Below are 19,608 nucleotides of genomic sequence, written 5' to 3' on the forward strand. Positions count from 1 at the left end.
AAACGAAAGGCGCGCGCAGCGAAAACGCTGCGCGCGCGAATGATCTATGAGATAGGGTCAGGCTGCCTGCTGCAGCATGGCCTCGATGTCGATCAGCGGGCGGTTGGTCAGTGTCTTTGGGATCTCCGCCTGCACCTTGTCGGTGACTTCCTTGTGCAATTTCTTGCGCATGGTGCCGAGCACCAGCGGCGGCGCGACCAGCACGATGTCGTCGAAGATGCCGTGATGGGCGAGCTTGTAGAGCCGGTCCGCGATCTCTTCGGCAAAGCGTTCCTTGCCCTGCCGGTGCCAGTCGGTTTCCTCAACCGCGCTGCGATGCACGGAGGGGCCGTCATTGTAGCGGCCGGGACTGTCGCTGCCTTGTTCGCGCGTTGCCGGATTGCCCTGGTTCATCTCCTGGAAGAGCTGCAGGTGCGGATAGAGATTGTCGCCCTCGTTCTTCAGGAACAGCGCTTTCTCGCCATCGGCCACCATGACCAGAAGGCCATGTTTCAGGTTGATCTTGCTCATTTGCGGGCTCCTGCTTGAAGGTTCAAATCCAGCCGACGATTGTCTGTTACGGCAGGGGCAGAACGCGTGGCGAAGCGGGAACGTTCCACTTCGTTCGCCGAGATCGCACGCAGCCATATCAAGCCCGATCTATCGTCTATCGGAGCAATGTCCGAGGTGACGGCTTTAATCTACTAGATTGGTAGAATTTAGAAAAAATAATTTTGCAGCTTGGCCGGCTCCCGGATAAAAGAGCCGCAGAACAAAGCCTGCGGCAGCAGCTTGAATCCGCCTGATATGCGGATGTGGAATATTTTTCTCTTGGCCCTTTGGCTTGCGGAAAACCGATTGCCTCCCGTCAGGGGATGCGCGAGTGGGTTCCTTCAGCTTTTTCGCGTCCGCGCCTAAAACTGCCGAATTGTTCCGGAATCTGTTCGTCATGCCGCACACCAATCCCAAGCTCACCGCGTTCCCGGTCTTCATGCGGGTCGAAGGCGAAGCCGTGGCCATCGTCGGCGGCGGAGGCGAAGCGTTGGCCAAGGCGCGGCTACTTGATCAGTCGAGTGCTGTGCTTCGCATCATTGCCGATGTTGCCGACGCCGAATTGCTGAGCTTCATCGCCACGACCGGCGCCATCCGTATCGACGCCCCCTACGACGCCGCGCATCTCGAAGGCGCGGTCCTGGTGTTTGCCGCCAGCGGCGACGAGACGCTCGACCGCCGCGTCGCCCACGATGCGCGCCGCCTTGGCATTCCGGTCAATGCCGTCGACCGGCCGGAGCTATGCGATTTCTTCACCCCGGCGCTGGTCAACCGCGCCCCGGTCGCCATCGCCATCGGCACGGAAGGCGCGGGTCCGGTGCTGGCGCAGATGCTGCGCAGCCGCATCGACCGCATGCTGTCGCCGTCGCTCGGGCCGCTGGCAGCGCTTGCCGCCTCGTTCCGGGGTGCCGCCGAAAAGCTGCTGCCGAAAGGCAACGCCCGCCGCCAGTTCTGGAGCAGTTTTTTCCAGGGTGCACCGGCGCGCGCCGTCGAAGCCGGCGAGCTTTCGCAGGCGCATGACGCCGCCGCCGATCTGTTGCTGTCGAAGGCTCCGGCTTCGGGCCATATCGCGTTGGTTGGCGCCGGGCCAGGTGCTGAGGATCTTCTGACGCTGCGCGCGCATCGGCTTTTGATGGAAGCCGACGTCATCGTCTATGACGCGCTGGTGCCGGAGGCGATCGTCGCCATGGGCCGCCGCGACGCCGAGCGGCTGCCGGTCGGAAAACGCAAGGGATGCCACACCAAGAGCCAGGCCGAGATCAATGCGCTGCTGGTCGATCTCGGCAGGCAGGGCAAGCGCGTCGTGCGGCTGAAGTCGGGCGACCCGCTGGTGTTCGGCCGCGCCGGCGAGGAGATGGCCGCACTGCGCGATGCCGGCATCGCCTATGATGTCGTTCCCGGGGTCACCGCCGCCTTTGCCGCCGCCGCCGATTTCGAGCTGCCGCTGACGCTGCGCGGCGTCTCCTCGTCGATGGTGTTCACCACCGGCCATGATCTGAAGGGCAATTCGCTGCCGGATTGGGCCAAGCTCGCCATTTCCGGCGCCACCGTAGCCGTCTATATGGGCCGCTCGGTCGCCGCCGAAGTCGCCGGACGGCTGATCGAGGCCGGCCTGTCGCCGGACACGGCGGTTGCCGTGGTCGAGAATGCCAGCTTGCAGAACCGCCGCCGTTTCCACGGCACACTGGCCGATTTGCCGTCGCTGGAAGAGCGCGCCGATCTGGCCGGTCCGGTGATGACCATCATCGGCGACGCGGTTGCCGGCGCCAACTTTGAACGTTCCGAGCCGCTCGCGGCACATAACTATGAGGGCGCCGCCAACGCGGCCGACGCAGAGGTCGAGCCATGAAGATACTGACCGCAAACCGCCTCTCCGACGGCATCGCCGTCTGGTATGCCGATGGCGGCTGGGCCGAGACGGTCGACCATGCCGACCTTGCCCATGACCAAGCGGCAGAGGACAGGCTGGAAGCAATCGGCGCCAAGGCCAACGCCAACAATCAGGTTGTCGACGTGAATCTGATCGACGCTGAAGTCGTCAATGGCGTCGTCGTGCCGGTGCGGCTGCGCGAAAAGATCCGCGCCGCCGGCCCGACCATCCGGGAAGATCTGGGCAAGCAGGCTGCGCGGGCAGCTTAACAAAATACGGGCGGACGCGCCCTGAAAGACGAAACATGTACCGCTACGATGAGTTCGACCACGATTTTGTCCAGGCCCGCGTCGCCGAGTTCAGCGACCAGGTCGAACGCCGCCTGTCCGGCGAGATCACCGAGGATCAGTTCCGGCCGCTGCGGCTGATGAACGGCGTCTACCTGCAGCTGCACGCCTACATGCTGCGCATCGCGGTGCCCTATGGCACGCTGAACAGCGCGCAACTGCGCATGCTCGGCCACATCGCGCGCAAATACGACAAGGGCTACGGCCACTTCACCACGCGCCAGAACATCCAGTTCAACTGGCCGGCGCTGTCCGACATTCCGGCGATCCTGGCCGATCTCGCCAGCGTCGAGATGCATGCCATCCAGACCAGCGGCAATTGCATCCGCAACGTCACCGCCGACCATTTCGCCGGCGCCGCCGCCGACGAGGTCGCCGATCCGCGCCCCTATGCCGAGATCCTGCGGCAATGGTCGTCTGTGCATCCGGAATTCTCGTTCCTGCCGCGCAAGTTCAAGATCGCGGTGACCGGGGCCGAGCGCGACCGCGCCGCCATCCAGACGCATGATATCGGTCTGCATCTGAAGAAGAACGCTGCCGGCGAGCTCGGCTTTGCCGTCTATGTCGGTGGCGGCCAGGGCCGCACGCCGATGGTGGCGCGCAAGATCCGCGACTTCCTGCCGGAAGCCGACCTGCTTTCCTACTGCACGGCGATCCTGCGCGTGTACAACCTCTATGGCCGCCGCGACAACAAGTACAAGGCGCGCATCAAGATCCTCGTCCACGAGACAGGCGTCGAGGAAATCACCCGCCAGGTCGAGGCCGAATGGCAGGAGCTGAAGGACGCCGAGCTGAAGCTGCCGGAAGCCGACATCCGTGCCATCGACGCCTATTTCGCGCCGCCGGCACTGACCGCCCGGCCGGAAGGCGACGCGGCGATCAAGCTGGCGCGGCTCGATTCCAAAAGCTTCTCGGATTGGCTCGACCAGAATGTCGTGACGCATCGCCATCCTGACTATGCCGCGGTGACGATCTCGCTGAAAGGCATCGGCGAGGTGCCGGGCGATGCCACCGACAGCCAGATGGAAGCGGTCGCCGACATCGCCGAGAAATACGCGTTCGACGAACTGCGCGTCAGCCATGAGCAGAACCTGATCCTGCCGCATGTGGCGCGCGCCGATCTCAAGGCTGTCTATGATGCGCTGGTCGATATTGGTCTGGCGACGGCCAATTCCAACCTGATCAGCGATATTATCGCGTGCCCTGGCCTCGACTATTGCGCGCTGGCGACGGCGCGCTCGATCCCGATCGCGCAGGAGATTTCGCTTCGCTTCGCCTCGCTGGAGCGGCAGCGCGAGATCGGCGAATTGAAGCTGAAGATTTCCGGCTGCATCAATGCCTGCGGCCACCACCATGTCGGCCATATCGGTATCCTCGGCGTCGAGAAGAAGGGCTCCGAGCTCTACCAGGTGACGCTTGGCGGATCGGCCGACGAGAACACCTCGGTTGGCGAAATCATCGGCCGCGGCTTCTCTTCGGAAGAGATCACCGACGCCATCGAGCAGATCGTCGACACCTATCTCGGCCTTCGGCTCGGTCCCAGTGAACGTTTTATCGACGCCTACCGCCGTGTCGGTCCCGCGCCGTTCAAGGAGGCGCTCTATGCTGGCGAAACCAAGGCCGCTTGACCGCATCCTCGACGTCGACGACAGCATCGCCGCCAAAGCGGCGGGCTTCGACGCGCTGTATGGACATCTGAGCCCGCTCGACATCATCGAACGCGCGGCGAGCGAATTGTTTCATGACGAGATCGCCGCCGTGTCGTCCTTCGGCGCGGATTCCGCCGTCCTGCTGCATATGATCGCCAAGGTCGACCGCACGCTGCCGGTCATCTTCCTGGACACCGGCAAGCATTTCGAAGAGACGCTGGGCTACCGCGATGCGCTGGTCGCCGATTTCGGGCTGACCAACATCAGGGTGATCAAGCCCGAAGACGCAGCGCTCGAACGGGTCGATCCGACCGGCAATCTGCACCAGAGCAACACCGATGCCTGCTGCGACGTGCGCAAGGTCGAGCCGCTGGCGCGCGGCGTCGCCCCCTTCCGGGCCTGGCTGACCGGCCGCAAGCGCTTCCAGGCGGCGACGCGAGCCGCGCTGCCGGTGTTCGAGGCGGTCGGCCCGCGCGTACGCATCAATCCGCTGGCGCACTGGACGACATCCGATCAGGCCGACTACATGCGCGCGCATGCGTTGCGCGAAAATCCGCTGGTTGCGTACGGCTATCTGTCGATCGGCTGCTTCCCATGCACGCAGCCGGTGCAGCCGGGCGAAGATGCGCGCAGCGGACGCTGGGCCGGTCATGCCAAGACCGAGTGCGGCATCCATCTGTCGGGACTGGAAGTGTCGCTGACCGACGCATCCCTTTAAGCTATGGTGATATTCAGGTGAGGTTGGCCTGCAACGGCGGCTTCCGCCCGGAGGCCGCCGGTTTCGTGTGGACCGGCTTTCGCGGACTTCGATTTTGGGGCTTTTAGGAATTTTCGATGACTGAACCGACGACAGCGGAGACCCGCCTCTGGACCCGGACGGGTTTTCGCGAGGACGAGTGGACACATGCCGAAAGTGCGGATGCACTGGCGGGCAATGGCCGCTTCATCCTGCCGTTGCAGGCATTTCTCGGCCTCGATGCCGAAGTGCGGCGCTCGGCCAAGGAGCGGCTTGGCGTCGCGCTGCAGCCCGGCGACCAGCTGGAAAAGATTGTGGATCTGCTCGACCAGCTGTCGCTGGTGGCGCTGGCCTTCCCGGCCTTCAGCGACGGCCGCTCGTTTTCCAAGGGCGAATTGCTGCGCAGCCGCTACCATTTCGAGGGCGCGGTCCGCGCCACTGGCCAGGTGCTCGTTGACCAGCTGCCGCATATGCTGCGCCTCGGCTTCGACGAGTTCGAAATCTCCAACCCGGTTCTGCTGAAGCGCCTCGAAGAAGGCCGCACAGGCGGGCTGGGCCTTTACTATCAGCCGACCGAAGCGTCGGAGCCGAAGGGGCCGAAATACTCCTGGCGGCGCGTTCGCAACATCTGACTCAGCGGTAATTTCGCCTGTCTTTACAAAGACTGTGATCGGGCCTTCTCCTGGCTCTCCGGACGGAAATATCCGCCGGCCGCGAGGGAGGAATCGGCGCTCATCGGCGGCAACACCAATGCACCGTCCATCATGATCGCCGAAAAGGCGCCTGACATGATCAGGGCTGCAAGGTCTGGATGCGCGAGGAGCGCAAGGCTGCCTGAGCCGGTTTTTGGAAGATGCCGCCGCGCCTTCGGTGCGGCGGTTTTTTTCTTTGTCTTACGGCATTCCCAAGCGAAAGCCCGGAAAACCGCCTCACACTTTGCTGGAATTGCTTTCAGGCCAAGGCCCGCGCTTCGCGAAACGAGATCAGCTTGCGGCGGTTCTCGTCCCACAACGCCAGCTTGACGCAGCGCAGGCTGTCGAGAAGCGTGACGCGGCCGATGCCGCGCAGTTCGGGATAGTCGCGCAGCACTTCCTGCAGCCGGTAGCCCGGCACCTTGGCCGAGAGATGGTGCACGTGATGGACGCCGATATTGCCGGTGAACCAGTTCAGCACCGGCGGCAAATCATAATAGGACGAGCCGTGCAGGGCGGCACGCTGGAATTCCCACTCTTCGTCCTTCGCCCATTCCGTCTCCTCGAACTGGTGCTGGACGTAGAACAGCCAGATTCCGGCCGATCCGGCCAGGATCACGATCGGCAAATGGACGATCAGGAAAGCGCCGGGGCCGACCAGCCAGATAAGCAGCGCTGCCGCGACCGCGATGCCGAGATTGGTGGTCATCGACGACACCCAGGGCGTCAGGCCGCCGCGCATCATGCCGACCGGCAGCCTCTGCTCGAAGATGAACAGCCAGATCGGGCCAAGGCCGAACATCACCAGGGGATGGCGGTAGAGACGATAGGCAAGGCGTCCCCGCCAAGACAGCTGCCGGTATTCAGCAACCGTCAACGTCCTGATATCGCCCATGCCGCGCTCGTCAAGATTGCCGGCGCTGGCGTGATGGGTGGCGTGCGCGCGCCGCCAGCAATCGTAAGGGGTCAGCGTCAGCACGCCGAGCGCGCGGCCGATCCAGTCGTCGGCAGTGCGGTTGGCGAAGAAGGAGCCGTGGCCGCAATCGTGCTGGATCATGAAGATCCGCACCAGAAAACCGGCGGCGGGAAGGATCAGGATCAAGCCCCACCAGTGGCCATAGGAATAGGCTGCCGAAGACAGCGCCCACAGCGTAACGAAAGGAATAAGGGTGATGGCGAGTTCAAGAGTGCTGCGTCGCCGGTCGGGCTTCTTGTAGCGCGCCAGGATCTTCAACCAGGCGCGCTTGCTGTTGGCGGCCGTCTCGGGGGAAATCATGTTCATCAGGAAGCATAGGCGGGGCGTCCCGCTGCCGCAAGGAAAAGCTCACGCAAAATTACTGCGCGTAATTGTCGCGCGATAGCATCGCTATTGACGGCGTTGGCCGCCGGCCATGCTGGCTTCTATGCCGTCCAGCCGGTCGAGCAGGTCCCGGAAACGGGCGGGAATGTCGGCCTCGGTGCGGAAGGCCGGCAAGGTGCGCAAGAAGCGCGTCGTCGCCTCGGTGCCGAACTGGCGCCTGATGTCGGCGGCGAGCTCTTCGCTTCTGTTGCCAGTATTGCGGTCCATTGTCTCAAATCCTGTGTCGGTTTCAAAACTCCTCCAAGCTTTGAATGGTTCCCCATAGCGGGGTATTGGCAAGCAAAGGCTGCCGTTACGGTAAAGTTTGAATTAATTTTGAACGTCCTTGCGCCCCGCACCAAGTCCGACGGGCTGCCCGCAACATTGCCTGCTGTGGGGCGTCCTCCTGGGCTTGCCCCTTGATTTTTGGCCGCCAAACCTCGATATCGGGCGCAAATCCAAACCATTCGAATGACGGGAAATGGCGATGAGCGACCAGACAAAAGACGAACGCGCGCCCGAGGATATCGAAACGGCCGAGGCCGAGCGCACGCAAGGCGGCATCGACGGCGACTATGAAGCGCTGGTGCGGTTGCTGAAGGAAAACGAGGAGCTGAAGGACCGCGCGCTGCGCGTCGCAGCCGAGATGGAGAATCTGCGCCGCCGCACCGCCCGCGACGTGCATGATGCGCGCGCCTATGCGGTGGCCAATTTCGCCCGCGACATGCTGTCGGTGTCGGACAATCTGCGCCGCGCGCTCGATGCTATCCCCGCCGAGGCGAAAGCGGCCGGAGATGCCGGCTTCAAGGCGCTGATCGACGGCGTCGAGATCACCGAGCGCGCCATGCTGTCGACGCTGGAACGGCATGGGGTGAAGAAGCTCGAACCGGAAGGTGAGAAGTTCGACCCGAATTTCCACCAGGCGATGTTCGAAGTGCCCAATCCCGATGTGCCGGCCAACACCGTCGTCCAGGTCGTGCAGCCGGGCTATTCGATCGGCGAGCGCGTGCTGCGGCCGGCCATGGTCGGGGTCGCCAAGGGCGGCCCCAAGATCGCGGCCACCGAAGCGCCGGTCGAGCCGGGGCCGGTGAACGAGCAGGCCGAGAAGGATGCGTGAGTAGGGTAGGCAGTAGGGAATAGGGAATAGGGAATAGGGAATAGGGAATAGGGAATAGGGAATAGGGAATAGGCAGGCGTATCAATCGCGCGGCTTCGTGTTATTCATACTTTCCCTAATTCCCAATCCCTACTACCTCATGTCCCTGACACCCATCGACCTCCTCGACTATGCCGGCGTCGCCGTCTTTGCCGCGACCGGGGCGTTGGCGGCTTCGCGCAAGCAGCTCGACATTATCGGCTTCCTGTTTCTGGCCAGCGTCACCGGCATTGGCGGCGGCACGCTTCGCGACGTCATCCTCAACCTGCCCGTCTTTTGGGTCGCCAACTCCGGCTATGTGCTGGTTTGCGCGGCGGTTGCAGTGCTGGTCTTCTTCATCGCCCACCGCGTCGAATCCCGCTGGAAATGGCTGCTCTGGCTCGACGCCATCGGATTGGCGGCCTTTTCCGTAATGGGCGCGGCCAAGGGGCTGGCCATCACCGGCTCGCCGGTCGTCTCCGTTGTTATGGGCGTGTTGACCGCCACATTTGGCGGCATCCTGCGCGATCTGCTGGCCGGCGAGCCATCGGTGCTGCTCAGGCCCGAAATCTACGTCACCGCCGCACTCGCGGGCGCCGGCCTCTACACACTTGGCGATCTTGCCGGCCTGCCGCCGCTCGCCTCGGATATTGCCGGCTTCGTCGCGGCTTTCCTGGTGCGCGGCGGCGCGCTGAAATTCGGCTGGACCTTTCCGTCCTACAAGAGCCGCCCGGGACGGCGACCGGAGGATATTCCGTAGGGAGAGGGGAGAGGGAATAGGGAATAGGGAATAGGGAATAGGGAATAGGGAATAGGGAATAGGGAATAGGGAATAGGGAATAGGGAATAGTCGGTAGTCAGAAATTCGCGGCAGCCTTCACTACTGCCTACTGCCTACTGCCTACTGCCTCACGCCGCAAAGCGCTGCGCTTCCCCGCCATAATAGTTGACGTAGCGGGCGCCGATTTCCTTGACCGGCATCACCACGAACACATCGACGGTGGAGAACTCACGGTCGATGACGCAGCCGTCGCCGATGCGGGCGCCGACGCGCAGATAGCCCTTGACCAGCGGCGGCATGGCCGCGATCGCCGCCTTGGCGTTGACCGCCTCGATCGGCATCAGATCCATCGAGCAATAGCGGCCGGAGACCGCCCGCACATCCCAGGCGGAGTTGGTCCGGCAGTGATGGGCAAGGTAGGTGAGCGCCTCGGCATGCGCAGCCGGCACCGTGCCAGGGAACGAGGCACAACCGGTCATCACGCCGATCTCATAGTGGTTGATGTAGGCCCAGATGCCTTGCCACAGCGCCTCGATGGTGCGCTTCGAGCGGTATTCCGGCAGCACGCAGGAGCGGCCGAGCTCAAGGAAGCGCTGGCCGGGATGGCGGGCGATCAGCTTGGTCAGTTCGAACTCGCCTTCGGAATAGAAGCCGCCGGCGGTTGCCGCAATCTCTTGCCGCAGCAGGCGGTAAGTGCCGACGATGCGGCGATGCTCGGGGCCGGAGATCGAAGTGTCCAGCACGAGGAGATGGTCGCACAGCGGGTCGAAGCGGTCGGCGTCGCGCCGGTCCTGCGCCTGGAATAGGTCCTTCCTGGCGCCAAGCTCGTCATAAAACACCCGGTAGCGCACTTCCTGCGCGGCGGCGATCTCGGCTTCATTGCGGGCAAGCCGCACTTCGAGATTGCCGATACGGCCCAGCGGTGCGCCTGTTGCGACGGCATCGGCGTTCCGCGCGGCGAGCAAAGCGCCGCCTGCGCTGGGCCGAGTGTCACATTCCGGCATAACTGTATGCACGAGTGATTCTCCTTCGAGCCATCCCTCTTGGCACGGGGATACGGTGTAGGTGCAACAGGATTGTGACAGTACCGTGATACGGCGCGACGGGCAATACTTCGTCGGCTGGCGAAAACCCTCATTCGGCTACCTACGTGACGCGAGGATTGCGCCAGCGTCGCCTTGAAGCGCGTCGCGCTGGGGACGATTCACGCGACGCGCTTCAAGTCTTTGTTTTGTGCATGTCGTCTTCTCAAAACCGGGGCCACTTTTGAGCGACATGAATTCAGGCGGCCACCTGGCCCTCGACGGCATGGACCAGCGCGTCGGGATCGAGCGGCTTGGTGACAAAGCCGCTGGCGCCATGGGCGAGCACGGTGTGGCGGGTCTTTTCCTGGCTGTCGGCCGAAAGCACCATGATCGGAACCGGCGGCACAGCCATTTCCTCCTCGTGGCGGCGGATGGCGGCGATCGCGTCCAGCCCGTCCATGACCGGCATGTGCAAATCCATCAGCACCACATCGAAGCGATTTTTCAGCCCGGCTTCGGTCACCGCCTCGACCGCGGCCTTGCCATTGCCGACCACTTTCACGCGATGTCCCGCCTTCAAAAGCGTGGCGCGGGCAAGCATGGCGTTGATGTCGTTGTCTTCGGCGATCAGCACCGACAAACCTTGCTGGCGCCCGCCATGGGCACGAAGCGAGGACGCGCCGGTCTTTTCCGGCTTGGGCGGCGGCAAGGCAGGGGCATGACTGGTCAGCAGCACGCGCAGCAGGGTTTCGCCGCGCACCGGCCTCGCCAGGAAGGTGGCGTAGCCGCTGGTGCGGAATTCGCCAAGCATGCCGCGGTCGGTCGGCGCGATCAGCGTGATCGCCTCGCAATCGGCAAAGCCACTCTGGCGCAGGCGCTTGAGCAGTCTGCCGTCGCCGTCCTCCAGGGCCGCGTCGATCAACAGCACATCGCAATGTTCGGCGAAGGGCGTCGCCTGGGAAGCGGTTGCGGCGACGTCGACGGCGCCGCCATGGGCGCGGATGGTGCGGGCGATGGCGTCCGCCTCGACGGCGTTCTTCGACACGATCACGGCGCGCCGGCCGGCCAGGATGTTCTGCCGGTTCTGCGGTGCTTCGGTTGCTCCTGCGGCCGGGATCTCGAAGACGAATTCCGATCCCTCGCCAAGCCGGCTCGACACCGAAATGGCACCGCCCATGGCGGTCACCAGCCGCCTTGAGATAGCAAGACCGAGGCCGGCGCCGCCATGGGTGCGGGTCGAGGTGCCGTCGGACTGTTCGAATTCCTCGAAGATGCGCTCCATGTCGTCTTCGCGCAGGCCAGGGCCGGTGTCGGCGACGGTGAAGCAGATGCGGTCGCTGGTCTCGGTGCGGGCCCGTGCAACCGAAACCAGCACGCCGCCGGTGTCGGTGAACTTGATCGCATTGCCGATCAGGTTGAGCAGCACCTGCCTGACTCTTCCCGGATCGGCCATGATCATCTGTGGCACGTCGGGCTCGACATGACAGCCGAGGCCGATGTTCTTGGCGAAGGCTTTGGCCGCCATCAGTTCGATGATGTTGTCGGCGATTTCGCGCAGCGATGTCGGCTGCGGCTCCGGGTCGAAACGGCCGGCCTCTATCTTGGAATAGTCGAGCAAATCCTCGATGAGCGCCAAAAGGGCGCTGGCCGAGGTCGAGACAGCGCCGACATAGGTGCGCTGCTCGGGCGACAGATTGGTGTCAGCCAGAAGCTTGGCCATGCCCATGATGCCGTTCATCGGCGTGCGGATCTCATGGCTGACGGTGGCGAGGAAGCGCGACTTGGCCTGGCTGGCATATTCGGCGCGCTCGCGCGCGGTGATCAGCGAGGATTCGGCGCGTTTGCGCGCGGTGATGTCGCGGGCAATCGCCCGGTGCGAGACGGCGCCGCTATCCTTGTCGCGTACCGACAGTTCGATCCACGAGAACCAGCGCGGACCGTTCGGGGTGCGTATGGAGACGTCGGTGGAACTCAGGCATTCATGATCGGAAAAGGCGGCGTCGGGGACGATGCCGACATCGATGCCGTGTTCGGCGAGGGTCCTGCCGGCAAGGTCGCGTTGGTCGGTTCCGACGAGGCTGGCGAAAACCTTGTTGGCGTAGACGATGTGGCCGTCGCGGTCGCGGTGGACGACGAGATCGCCGAGCGCATCAATCAGCCCGCGAAAACGCTCCTCGCTCTCCTGCATCTCCCACATGCGGTCGGCCAGCGTCTCGATTTCGGCGCGGCTACGGGCCGCGGTTTCGTCGAGCAAGGCCGCCGCGCGGCGGACGGTGCGCCGGCTGCGCAGGTGCATGGCGACGCCGGCAAGGCCTGTTGCCAGCAGGCCGAGGGTGATGAAGATCGGCGCACCGGTGAGGTGGGAGAGGCCCGCCAGCACGACACTGGCGACCACCGTCAGGAACGGCAGGCCCTCGGACGTGGCGCGCGGCAAATCCGGCGCCAGAGGCGGCGGCGCAACACGCTGCCGCTTCGCCGTCGCCGGACTCGGCCCGTCGACGCTTTCGGCACGGCTCTTCTCTTTCCTGGCGGACTCCGCGATCATGCGGAACTCCTTGCCAGATAGAGATTATGGAAAAGCGCGGCGGATCGTTCGAATTTTAGCGGTCATGCATTTTTGGCGGTTTTCCGCATCGCCTGATCTTTTCCGAAACCTCATTCCCTTTCGGGATCATGCTTCGGGAGCCTCACATATCGACAACCACGCGGCCCCTGATCTTGCCCTCGACGATGTCATGGGCGGCGGTGATGATGCCGTCGAAGCCGATGGTCGTGGACAGGCCGACGAGCTTCTTGAGGTCGAGATCGGCGCCGATGCGGCGCCAGGCCTCCAGGCGTACCGCCTTTGGGGCCATCACCGAATCGATGCCGAGCAGCGAGACGCCGCGCAGGATGAACGGGGCAACGCTCGAAGGCAGGTCCATGCCGCCAGCCAGGCCGCAGGCGGCGACCGCGCCGCCATAGGCGGTCATCGACAGCACATTGGCCAGCGTGTGGCTGCCGACGGCGTCGATGCCGCCAGCCCAGCGTTCCTTGGCCAATGGTTTTGCCGGTTGGGAGAGCTCGTCGCGCGAAATCACTTCGGCGGCGCCGAGGTCGATCAGATAGGGACTCTCGGCGCTGCGGCCGGTCGAGGCAATGGCGTGGTAGCCGAGGCTGGACAGGAGCGAGACCGCGACCGAACCGACGCCGCCGGCGGCACCCGTCACCACCACCGGGCCGCGATCGGGCAGGATGCCGTGCCGCTCCAGCGCCATGACGCACAGCATCGCCGTATAGCCGGCGGTGCCGACCGCCATCGCATCGTGGGCGCTGATGCCGTCGGGCAACGGCACCAGCCAGTCGCCGTTGACGCGGGCGCGCCCGGCATAGGCGCCGAAATGCGTTTCGCCGACACCCCAGCCGTTGAGGATCACCTGATCACCCTTGCGCCAGTCGGCATGCGAGGAAGAAATCACCGTGCCGGCGAAATCGATGCCCGGCACCAGCGGCCAGCGGCGGATCACCGGCGCCTTGCCTGTGATGGCCAGCCCGTCCTTGTAGTTGACGGTCGTCGCCTTGACCGCGACGGTGACATCACCTTCCATCAAATCGGCTTCGCTGAAATCGACGATCTCAACCGACTGCTTCTTTTCGGCGTCGCGCGAAACGAGGATGGCTTTGAAGGTTTCAGGCATCTCTTCTCCTCGGCTTCGCAAAGGCTGGCGGTCGGCATTGGCTGGCTCTGGCCGAACTGTGCGGCGACCGCCCGGCGAGGTCAATTGGTCAAAAGAGTCGGGCCGTCAGGCTTCTGGGCCTTGCGGCTTGGCCTCGCGCCGCCAGCCGATGAACTCGTCGAAGACGACCAGCGCCGCGCCGACCGAAATGAAGGCATCGGCAAGGTTGAAGACGGCGAAGGACCATACCGGCGTGTGGAACAATATATAGTCGATGACGTGGCCGTAGACGGCGCGGTCGATCAGATTGCCGATCGCGCCGCCGATGATCAGGGCAAAGCCGATGCGGGCCAGCACATGGCCGGAGGGCGTGCGCGTCGCCAGATAAAGCACGAAGGCAACGACCACGACCGCGATGACGACCAGGCCGGTGTCGCCGAAGGACGAGAACATCGAGAAGGCGATGCCGGTATTGTAGGTGCGAAACAGCGCCAGGAATGGCACCAGGTCGAGCTTTTCCTGGAAGACGAGGCCGGTCTCGATCAGATGCTTTATCCACTGGTCGAGCGCGATTGCCACCACCACCAGCAGCGCATAGGGAGACCATGATTTCACGATGTGGCGTCCTCGGGGGCAAGTTTCAGCGCGCCGCGCCGGATCTCGAACAGCATGATTCCGGTGGCGACCGCCAAATTGAGTGAATCGGCGCGGCCGGCCTGCGGAATCCGCAGCAGCCGGTCGCAGCTTTCCGCCAGATTGTCGAGCAGGCCCTGCTGCTCATTGCCCATCATCAAGAGCACCGGTCCTCGGGAGAAATCGACCGAGCGGTAGTCGACCGCACCCTTCAGATGGGTGCCGACCACCAGGCCCGAGAAGCTGTTTCGCCAAGCCAGAAATGCTTCCGGCGTCGCCTTGGTCACCGGCACGGCGAAGATCGAGCCCATGGTGGCGCGCACGGTCTCGACAGAAAAAGGATCGGTAGTCTCGCCGACCAGGATGACGCCCTTGGCGCCGACGGCATCGACGGTGCGGATGACGGTGCCGAGATTGCCGGGATCGCGCACCCGGTCGAGCGCCACCCAGACGTCGCCGTCGTGAGCGCGGATGTCTCTTAGCGGCAGCAGTTTTTGCCGGAAGACGCCGACCACCATTTGCGGATTGTCACGGCGGGTGATGGCGACCAGCACTTTTTCGGACACTTCGAGCACGGTGCCGCCGGCGGCAACCGTGCGCGCCGCCACCTTTTCGACCGCCGCATTGCCGCGTCCGGCCTTGGCGAAGACCAGCGTCCTGATCGACCAGCCGAGGTCGAGGGCGTCGATGACCAGCTTCAGCCCTTCGGCCATGAAGGCGTTCTGCTGGTCGCGGAATTTCTTCTGGGCGAGCGCCTTGATGTCCTTGATCAGCGGATTGGCAAGGCTGGTGACTTCCTTGACCTGCCCGGGCGCACCTGCGTGCCGCTCATTCATTCGGGACTCCCGGGCATTCAGGTCTCCCGGGCATTCAGGCCACCCAGCGCGAAAACAGCGATGTCGACAGCGCCCGGCCGGCGGATTGCTCGCGGATGATCAGTTCGCCTGATTCAACGGTGCCGCCCATGCCGGCAAAAGTGTCGCGCATCAAGGCATGGATGGCGAAGAAGGAGGCGCGGATGGAATAGGCGGTCAGCACCACGGCGAGCGGTTTCGGCGTCAGAATCGCGCGGCAAAGATCGGTCAGGCCGGGCAGGTCCTCGAACAACTGCCAGACCTCGCCCTTGGGGCCGCGGCCATAGGCGGGCGGGTCGAACAGGATGATGTCGTAGCGGCTGCCGCGGCGCTCTTCGCGCTCGGCGAATTTCACTGCATCGTCGACGATCCAGCGGATCGGCTTGCTGCCGAGACCGGCCATTTCCTGGTTTTCGCGCGCCCAGCCGACCGCCCTCTTGGAGGCATCGACATGGGTGACCGCGGCACCGGCGCGGGCGGCTACGAGAGACGCGAGCCCGGTATAGCCGAACAGGTTCAGCACCTTGACCGGGCGGTTGGCCGCCGCGATCAGGCTGGCCATATGGTCCCAGTGCGAAGCCTGCTCGGGGAAGACGCCGACATGGCGAAACGAGGTGAAGCGGCCGAGATAGTCGATGCCGTCATGCTTCATCGGCCAGGTCTCGCCCAGCGGTACCTTCGGGAACCGCCAGCGGCCGATGCCTTCTTCGTCGGTATCGCCGGTGAAGATGGCGTCGGCGCGGTCCCAGTCCCTGGCCGGCAAAGCCTTTTCCCAGATCGCCTGTCCCTCGGGCCGCACGATGCGGTAGGGGCCGTATTGTTCGAGCTTTTCGCCGGCGCCGCTGTCGAGCAGTGCATAATCCTGATTGGGCGCCACTTCGAGGATCACCGGCAGGCGCTCAGTGGGCAGGACGCCTTCGCGACGCGCCAGGATACGGGGGGCGAGCTTCGGATCAGACCGGTCGTCCGGTTTTGTTTCGTGGCGTTGCTGTCTGGCTTCGGGTCGGACTGGTACGGTGCCCGGCTGCGGCCGCGCCTGTTCGGTCCTGCCCTTTGCGGGCGGACGGTTGTCGCGGCGTTTGTCGCGAAAAGACTTCAAGCAGGAGCGTCTCCGGAGGCGGCAGGCCGCTTTTGGCATAGGGTCACCGGCTGCGCAAACAAAATGGTCCAGCGTGCGAATGTCTGAGGTGGTGGACCTCGCTGAGGAAACAGGCAAATCTCGAATCATGTCCCGTTCCGAACGCCTGCTCGACCTGATCCAGATCCTGCGCCGGCATCGCCGGCCGGTGAGCGGTCGCACGCTTGCCGGCGAGATGGACGTTTCGATCCGAACGCTCTACCGCGACATTGCCACGCTGCAGGGGCAAGGCGCGCCGATCGAGGGCGAGGCTGGGCTGGGCTATGTGCTGAAACCCGGCTTCATGCTGCCGCCACTGATGTTCACCGACGAGGAGATCGAGGCCATCGTTCTGGGATCGCGTTGGGTTGCCAGACAACCGGACAAGCGGCTGTCGGCCGCCGCCACCGACGCGCTGGCCAAGATCGCCGCTGTGCTGCCGGATGATCTGCGCGAGGACCTCGATGCGACCGCGCTTTTGGTCGGCCCGCACGGCGATGCTGTCGAAAGCATCGACCTTGGCCTGGTGCGCCAGGCGATCCGCAACGAGAGAAAACTCGGCTTTCTTTACCGCGACGCCGGCGGCGCCGCCTCCGAGCGCTTGATCTGGCCATTCGCGCTCGGCTTTTTCGACAAGGTGCGGGTGGTGGTGGCCTGGTGCGAGACGCGGCAGGATTTCAGACATTTTCGCGCCGACCGGATGTCGGGGCTCAACACCACGTATATCCGCTATCCGCGTCGTCGGCAGGCTCTTCTGAAGGAATGGCGCGCGACGCTGGACGCACCAAAGCGCCAGCCTGGCGCTTAATGCTCCTTTCCACGCCCTCGCAAGCCGCTGCTGCCAGAATCTGACAGTGGGGTCACCTATGCTCCTCCAATCGAAACCTTGGAGAGCAGACATGAACACCCCCAATTTCGTCATCCTTTATGTCGACAGCCCGGAGCGGAGCGGCGCCTTCTACGGTGCGCTGCTGGGACGCCAGCCGGTGGAGACGTCGCCGACCTTCGTGCTGTTCGTGCTCGACAATGGCTTCAAGCTCGGCCTGTGGTCGCGCCACACGGTGGAGCCGTCGGCCGCGGCCGCCGGCGGCGGTGCGGAGCTCGTCTTCGCGTTGGACCGGCCTGATGCGGTGGACGCCGCCTACACGGACTGGGCAGGACGCGGCTTGACCATTCTGCAGACGCCGACCGACATGGACTTCGGCCGCACCTTCGTTGCGCTCGATCCCGACAAGCACCGGCTGCGCGTCTACTGGCTGGACGACGGAGAACAGGCCAATGGAGAACAGAAATGAGTGCGCACTGGATCGCGGTCGCTTCCGCCGAACATGTCCGGCGCGGCCGCGAGGCCGGCTTCATGCAGGTCAACCACGGCAAGGCGGCACCTTTGCGCCGCATCAAGCCCGGCGACGGCATCATCTACTACTCGCCGACCACAATTCTGCGCGAGAAGGACGGCCTGCAGGCCTTCACGGCAATCGGCACCGTGCGAGAAGGCGAGCCCTATCAGGGCCACATGGGCGGTGGCTTCACGCCGTTCCGCAGGGATGTCGAATGGGCCAAGGCCGAGGAAGCGCCGATCAAGCCGCTGCTCGAGCAGCTCGACTTCACCGCGGGCAAATCGAACTGGGGTTACCAGCTGCGCTTTGGCCTGTTCGAAATTACCGCGCATGATTTCGCGCTGATCGCCGAGGCGATGGGCGCGGCCATGAAGGCAGGCTGAAGCATCCAGCCGCCGGATCGGCAAGGCACCGTGACAAGGCTGCTGACACCAAGTTGTCAGCAGCCTTGTGCGACAAGCGATTGTCTTCAGATAGCGTCGCGCTTGCCCCAGGAGAATAAGATGGACTTCGTCTTGATCCGCATCATTACCGACCAGATCAAGCCCTTGGTGGCATTCTACGAGACGATCACCGGGCTTACCGCAACCTGGTTCACAGACGATTTCGCCGAACTGGCAACGCCGTCCTGCACACTGGCGATCGGCAGCACCCGCACGCTGGCCCTGTTCGGAACTGATGTGGCGCAGCCGGCCGCCAATCGCTCAGCGATCATCGAGTTTCGCGTCGCCGATGTTGATGCTGAGTACAGCAGGCTGGCGAAAATTATCGGCGATTTCGTACAGACGCCGACGACGATGCCATGGGGTAACCGGTCGCTGCTGCTGCGCGATCCCGATGGCAATCTGGTGAACTTCTTCACCCCGGTCAGCGCGGAAGCGATCAGGAAGTTCGATCGCAGAACCGGCGCAGACGCTACTGCTTGAGCGCGTTGTAGACGGCAATGCCGGCGGCAAGGTCCTCAAGCGCGGCGCCGACCGACTTGAACAGCGTGACCTCAGTGGGGCTCTGCCGGCCCTGTTTTTCCCCGCGCGCCAGCTCATGCAGATCGGCGACGATGGCTTCCGGCTTCAGCACGCCGGAGGCGAGCGGCTGGACGATGTCGCCGGCTTCCTTGGTGGCGCCGGCGCGGGTGTCGACATAGACGCGGGCGCGCGCGATCGCGTCGTCGTCGCTCTCGCGCATGGTCGGCGTGAAGCCGCCGACCAGATCGACATGCGCGCCCGGCTTGAGCAGCGCACCCTTGACCAGCGGCGTCGTCGTGATCGTCGCCGATGAGACGATGTCGGCCTCGGCGAGTTCGGCGTCGAGATCGCTTGCGGCCTCGGCGTTGAAACCGTCCGCGCGCAAATCAGCCGCGACCTTTTCGGCATTGGCGGGCGTGCGGTTCCAAATGCGGATGGTCTTGATCGGCCGCACCGCGGAGTGCGCCTTGGCGAGGAACGGCGACAGCGCGCCGGCGCCGACCACCAGAAGCTGCGATGCGTCCTCGCGGGCGAGATAGGAGACGGCCAGCGCCGAGGCGCAAGCGGTGCGCCACTGTGTCAGCCGTTGGCCGTCGATCAGCGCTTCGGGCTCGCCGGTGGTGCCGTTGAGCAGGAGGTAGAGCCCCATCACCGCCGGTTTGCCGATGTCGTTGTTGTCGGGCGATACGGTGACGATCTTGACGCCGATATGACCCCCGACCGATGTGCCGGCCGCATGGAAGTCGGTCCACGCCGGCATCAAAAGCAGCGTGGATGTGGCACCGTCGGGCCGCTCGACCCCGTGATGATGGCGGACGGGTTGCACAGCACCCTCGCGGAAGGCCGCGCGCAATGTCTCGACCAGCCCGGGAAAGGTCAGCGCCTGGTCGACAGCGTCGGCCGAAATGGTCAGCATGCAAAACTCCGCGAAGATAAAA

At 64.2% G+C, this 19,608-nt stretch carries 22 protein-coding genes; 11 read left to right on the forward strand and 11 right to left on the reverse strand.

Annotated elements, in window-relative coordinates; translation table 11 throughout:
- Positions 1-57: 57 nt before the first annotated feature.
- Both NKH22_RS17790 and NKH22_RS17795 read right to left on the reverse strand, forming a co-directional pair.
- Positions 58-510: a baeRF12 domain-containing protein gene (locus NKH22_RS17790; RefSeq protein ID WP_352762627.1), complete on the reverse strand. Its 453-nt coding sequence runs from the start codon at positions 508-510 to the stop codon at positions 58-60.
- 165 nt (positions 511-675) lie between these two features.
- Positions 676-930, reverse strand: coding sequence for a hypothetical protein (locus tag NKH22_RS17795; protein ID WP_156933432.1), 255 nt, complete (start codon positions 928-930; stop codon positions 676-678).
- Between NKH22_RS17795 and cysG the strand changes: the two genes are divergently transcribed.
- The 5 genes from cysG to NKH22_RS17820 all read left to right on the forward strand — a co-directional run bounded on the left by cysG (position 929) and on the right by NKH22_RS17820 (position 5,765).
- Positions 929-2,380, forward strand: a complete 1,452-nt coding sequence (gene cysG, locus NKH22_RS17800) for a siroheme synthase CysG (protein WP_023704213.1) — start codon at positions 929-931, stop codon at positions 2,378-2,380. The two genes, NKH22_RS17795 and cysG, sit on opposite strands and share 2 nt — an antisense overlap.
- Positions 2,377-2,670, forward strand: a complete 294-nt coding sequence (locus tag NKH22_RS17805) for a DUF2849 domain-containing protein (protein WP_023737532.1) — start codon at positions 2,377-2,379, stop codon at positions 2,668-2,670. The genes cysG and NKH22_RS17805 overlap by 4 nt, the downstream gene beginning before the upstream one ends.
- A 35-nt stretch (positions 2,671-2,705) precedes the next feature.
- A complete protein-coding gene (locus NKH22_RS17810; RefSeq protein WP_023683051.1) occupies positions 2,706-4,376 on the forward strand; it encodes a nitrite/sulfite reductase in 1,671 nt (556 codons plus the stop codon).
- A complete protein-coding gene (locus NKH22_RS17815) occupies positions 4,351-5,115 on the forward strand; it encodes a phosphoadenylyl-sulfate reductase (protein WP_023691979.1) in 765 nt (254 codons plus the stop codon). Before NKH22_RS17810 ends, NKH22_RS17815 begins: the two co-directional genes overlap by 26 nt.
- 116 nt (positions 5,116-5,231) lie before the next feature.
- On the forward strand, positions 5,232-5,765 hold the full coding sequence (locus tag NKH22_RS17820) for a DUF934 domain-containing protein (RefSeq protein ID WP_023691978.1): 534 nt from the start codon (positions 5,232-5,234) through the stop codon (positions 5,763-5,765).
- A gap of 319 nt (positions 5,766-6,084) precedes the next feature.
- Here NKH22_RS17820 and NKH22_RS17825 read toward each other — a convergent pair whose 3' ends face one another.
- Complete coding sequence (locus tag NKH22_RS17825; RefSeq protein WP_023691976.1) at positions 6,085-7,107, reverse strand: fatty acid desaturase; 1,023 nt, start codon at positions 7,105-7,107, stop codon at positions 6,085-6,087.
- Between the two features lie 84 nt (positions 7,108-7,191).
- Entirely contained in the window at positions 7,192-7,392 is a 201-nt protein-coding gene (locus NKH22_RS17830) for a hypothetical protein (RefSeq protein WP_023669766.1), read from the reverse strand.
- A gap of 259 nt (positions 7,393-7,651) precedes the next feature.
- Between NKH22_RS17830 and grpE the strand changes: the two genes are divergently transcribed.
- Both grpE and NKH22_RS17840 read left to right on the forward strand, forming a co-directional pair.
- Complete coding sequence (gene grpE, locus NKH22_RS17835; protein ID WP_023691975.1) at positions 7,652-8,281, forward strand: nucleotide exchange factor GrpE; 630 nt, start codon at positions 7,652-7,654, stop codon at positions 8,279-8,281.
- 145 nt (positions 8,282-8,426) lie between these two features.
- A complete protein-coding gene (locus tag NKH22_RS17840) occupies positions 8,427-9,059 on the forward strand; it encodes a trimeric intracellular cation channel family protein (protein ID WP_023683056.1) in 633 nt (210 codons plus the stop codon).
- Positions 9,060-9,208: 149 nt separating this feature from the next.
- Here NKH22_RS17840 and olsB read toward each other — a convergent pair whose 3' ends face one another.
- The 6 genes from olsB to NKH22_RS17870 form a co-directional block, all read right to left on the reverse strand.
- Positions 9,209-10,084, reverse strand: coding sequence for a l-ornithine N(alpha)-acyltransferase (olsB, locus tag NKH22_RS17845; protein ID WP_023683057.1), 876 nt, complete (start codon positions 10,082-10,084; stop codon positions 9,209-9,211).
- 277 nt (positions 10,085-10,361) lie between these two features.
- Positions 10,362-12,650, reverse strand: coding sequence for a response regulator (locus NKH22_RS17850; RefSeq protein ID WP_023691973.1), 2,289 nt, complete (start codon positions 12,648-12,650; stop codon positions 10,362-10,364).
- Positions 12,651-12,792: 142 nt separating this feature from the next.
- Positions 12,793-13,782, reverse strand: a complete 990-nt coding sequence (gene acuI / locus NKH22_RS17855) for an acrylyl-CoA reductase (NADPH) (protein WP_023691972.1) — start codon at positions 13,780-13,782, stop codon at positions 12,793-12,795.
- A 105-nt stretch (positions 13,783-13,887) separates the two neighbouring features.
- The gene (gene lspA, locus NKH22_RS17860) at positions 13,888-14,376 is read right to left on the reverse strand and encodes a signal peptidase II (RefSeq protein WP_023669760.1); all 489 of its coding nucleotides are present in this window, start codon (positions 14,374-14,376) and stop codon (positions 13,888-13,890) included.
- Positions 14,373-15,230: a TrmH family RNA methyltransferase gene (locus NKH22_RS17865; protein WP_023691971.1), complete on the reverse strand. Its 858-nt coding sequence runs from the start codon at positions 15,228-15,230 to the stop codon at positions 14,373-14,375. Before NKH22_RS17865 ends, lspA begins: the two co-directional genes overlap by 4 nt.
- A 34-nt stretch (positions 15,231-15,264) precedes the next feature.
- A complete protein-coding gene (locus NKH22_RS17870) occupies positions 15,265-16,347 on the reverse strand; it encodes an RsmD family RNA methyltransferase (protein ID WP_023691970.1) in 1,083 nt (360 codons plus the stop codon).
- Positions 16,348-16,474: 127 nt separating this feature from the next.
- Between NKH22_RS17870 and NKH22_RS17875 the strand changes: the two genes are divergently transcribed.
- From NKH22_RS17875 to NKH22_RS17890, 4 genes are all read left to right on the forward strand, one after another.
- Positions 16,475-17,173, forward strand: coding sequence for a helix-turn-helix transcriptional regulator (locus tag NKH22_RS17875; protein WP_023683063.1), 699 nt, complete (start codon positions 16,475-16,477; stop codon positions 17,171-17,173).
- A gap of 91 nt (positions 17,174-17,264) precedes the next feature.
- The gene (locus NKH22_RS17880; protein WP_352910306.1) at positions 17,265-17,660 is read left to right on the forward strand and encodes a VOC family protein; all 396 of its coding nucleotides are present in this window, start codon (positions 17,265-17,267) and stop codon (positions 17,658-17,660) included.
- Entirely contained in the window at positions 17,657-18,088 is a 432-nt protein-coding gene (locus tag NKH22_RS17885; protein ID WP_023691968.1) for an EVE domain-containing protein, read from the forward strand. The genes NKH22_RS17880 and NKH22_RS17885 overlap by 4 nt, the downstream gene beginning before the upstream one ends.
- A gap of 120 nt (positions 18,089-18,208) precedes the next feature.
- Complete coding sequence (locus NKH22_RS17890; RefSeq protein WP_023691967.1) at positions 18,209-18,631, forward strand: VOC family protein; 423 nt, start codon at positions 18,209-18,211, stop codon at positions 18,629-18,631.
- Here the strand turns inward: NKH22_RS17890 and lhpI are convergent.
- Positions 18,621-19,586: a bifunctional Delta(1)-pyrroline-2-carboxylate/Delta(1)-piperideine-2-carboxylate reductase gene (gene lhpI / locus NKH22_RS17895; RefSeq protein ID WP_352910309.1), complete on the reverse strand. Its 966-nt coding sequence runs from the start codon at positions 19,584-19,586 to the stop codon at positions 18,621-18,623. The genes NKH22_RS17890 and lhpI overlap by 11 nt on opposite strands.
- Positions 19,587-19,608 lie beyond the last annotated feature (22 nt).

It is taken from the genome of Mesorhizobium sp. M1252 (genome assembly GCF_040318265.1).
Lineage (GTDB): Bacteria > Pseudomonadota > Alphaproteobacteria > Rhizobiales > Rhizobiaceae > Mesorhizobium.

Coding starts and splice junctions, on each gene's coding strand:
- NKH22_RS17890 (WP_023691967.1), top strand. CDS start 18,209: ATGGACTTCGTCTTGATCCGCATCATTACCGACCAGATCAAGCCCTTG.
- NKH22_RS17790 (WP_352762627.1), bottom strand. CDS start 510: ATGAGCAAGATCAACCTGAAACATGGCCTTCTGGTCATGGTGGCCGAT.
- NKH22_RS17865 (WP_023691971.1), bottom strand. CDS start 15,230: ATGAATGAGCGGCACGCAGGTGCGCCCGGGCAGGTCAAGGAAGTCACC.
- cysG (WP_023704213.1), top strand. CDS start 929: ATGCCGCACACCAATCCCAAGCTCACCGCGTTCCCGGTCTTCATGCGG.
- NKH22_RS17795 (WP_156933432.1), bottom strand. CDS start 930: ATGACGAACAGATTCCGGAACAATTCGGCAGTTTTAGGCGCGGACGCG.
- NKH22_RS17850 (WP_023691973.1), bottom strand. CDS start 12,650: ATGATCGCGGAGTCCGCCAGGAAAGAGAAGAGCCGTGCCGAAAGCGTC.
- NKH22_RS17805 (WP_023737532.1), top strand. CDS start 2,377: ATGAAGATACTGACCGCAAACCGCCTCTCCGACGGCATCGCCGTCTGG.
- acuI (WP_023691972.1), bottom strand. CDS start 13,782: ATGCCTGAAACCTTCAAAGCCATCCTCGTTTCGCGCGACGCCGAAAAG.
- NKH22_RS17830 (WP_023669766.1), bottom strand. CDS start 7,392: ATGGACCGCAATACTGGCAACAGAAGCGAAGAGCTCGCCGCCGACATC.
- olsB (WP_023683057.1), bottom strand. CDS start 10,084: ATGCCGGAATGTGACACTCGGCCCAGCGCAGGCGGCGCTTTGCTCGCC.
- NKH22_RS17815 (WP_023691979.1), top strand. CDS start 4,351: ATGCTGGCGAAACCAAGGCCGCTTGACCGCATCCTCGACGTCGACGAC.
- NKH22_RS17810 (WP_023683051.1), top strand. CDS start 2,706: ATGTACCGCTACGATGAGTTCGACCACGATTTTGTCCAGGCCCGCGTC.
- NKH22_RS17820 (WP_023691978.1), top strand. CDS start 5,232: ATGACTGAACCGACGACAGCGGAGACCCGCCTCTGGACCCGGACGGGT.
- lhpI (WP_352910309.1), bottom strand. CDS start 19,586: ATGCTGACCATTTCGGCCGACGCTGTCGACCAGGCGCTGACCTTTCCC.
- NKH22_RS17875 (WP_023683063.1), top strand. CDS start 16,475: ATGTCCCGTTCCGAACGCCTGCTCGACCTGATCCAGATCCTGCGCCGG.
- NKH22_RS17885 (WP_023691968.1), top strand. CDS start 17,657: ATGAGTGCGCACTGGATCGCGGTCGCTTCCGCCGAACATGTCCGGCGC.
- NKH22_RS17825 (WP_023691976.1), bottom strand. CDS start 7,107: ATGAACATGATTTCCCCCGAGACGGCCGCCAACAGCAAGCGCGCCTGG.
- grpE (WP_023691975.1), top strand. CDS start 7,652: ATGAGCGACCAGACAAAAGACGAACGCGCGCCCGAGGATATCGAAACG.
- NKH22_RS17880 (WP_352910306.1), top strand. CDS start 17,265: ATGAACACCCCCAATTTCGTCATCCTTTATGTCGACAGCCCGGAGCGG.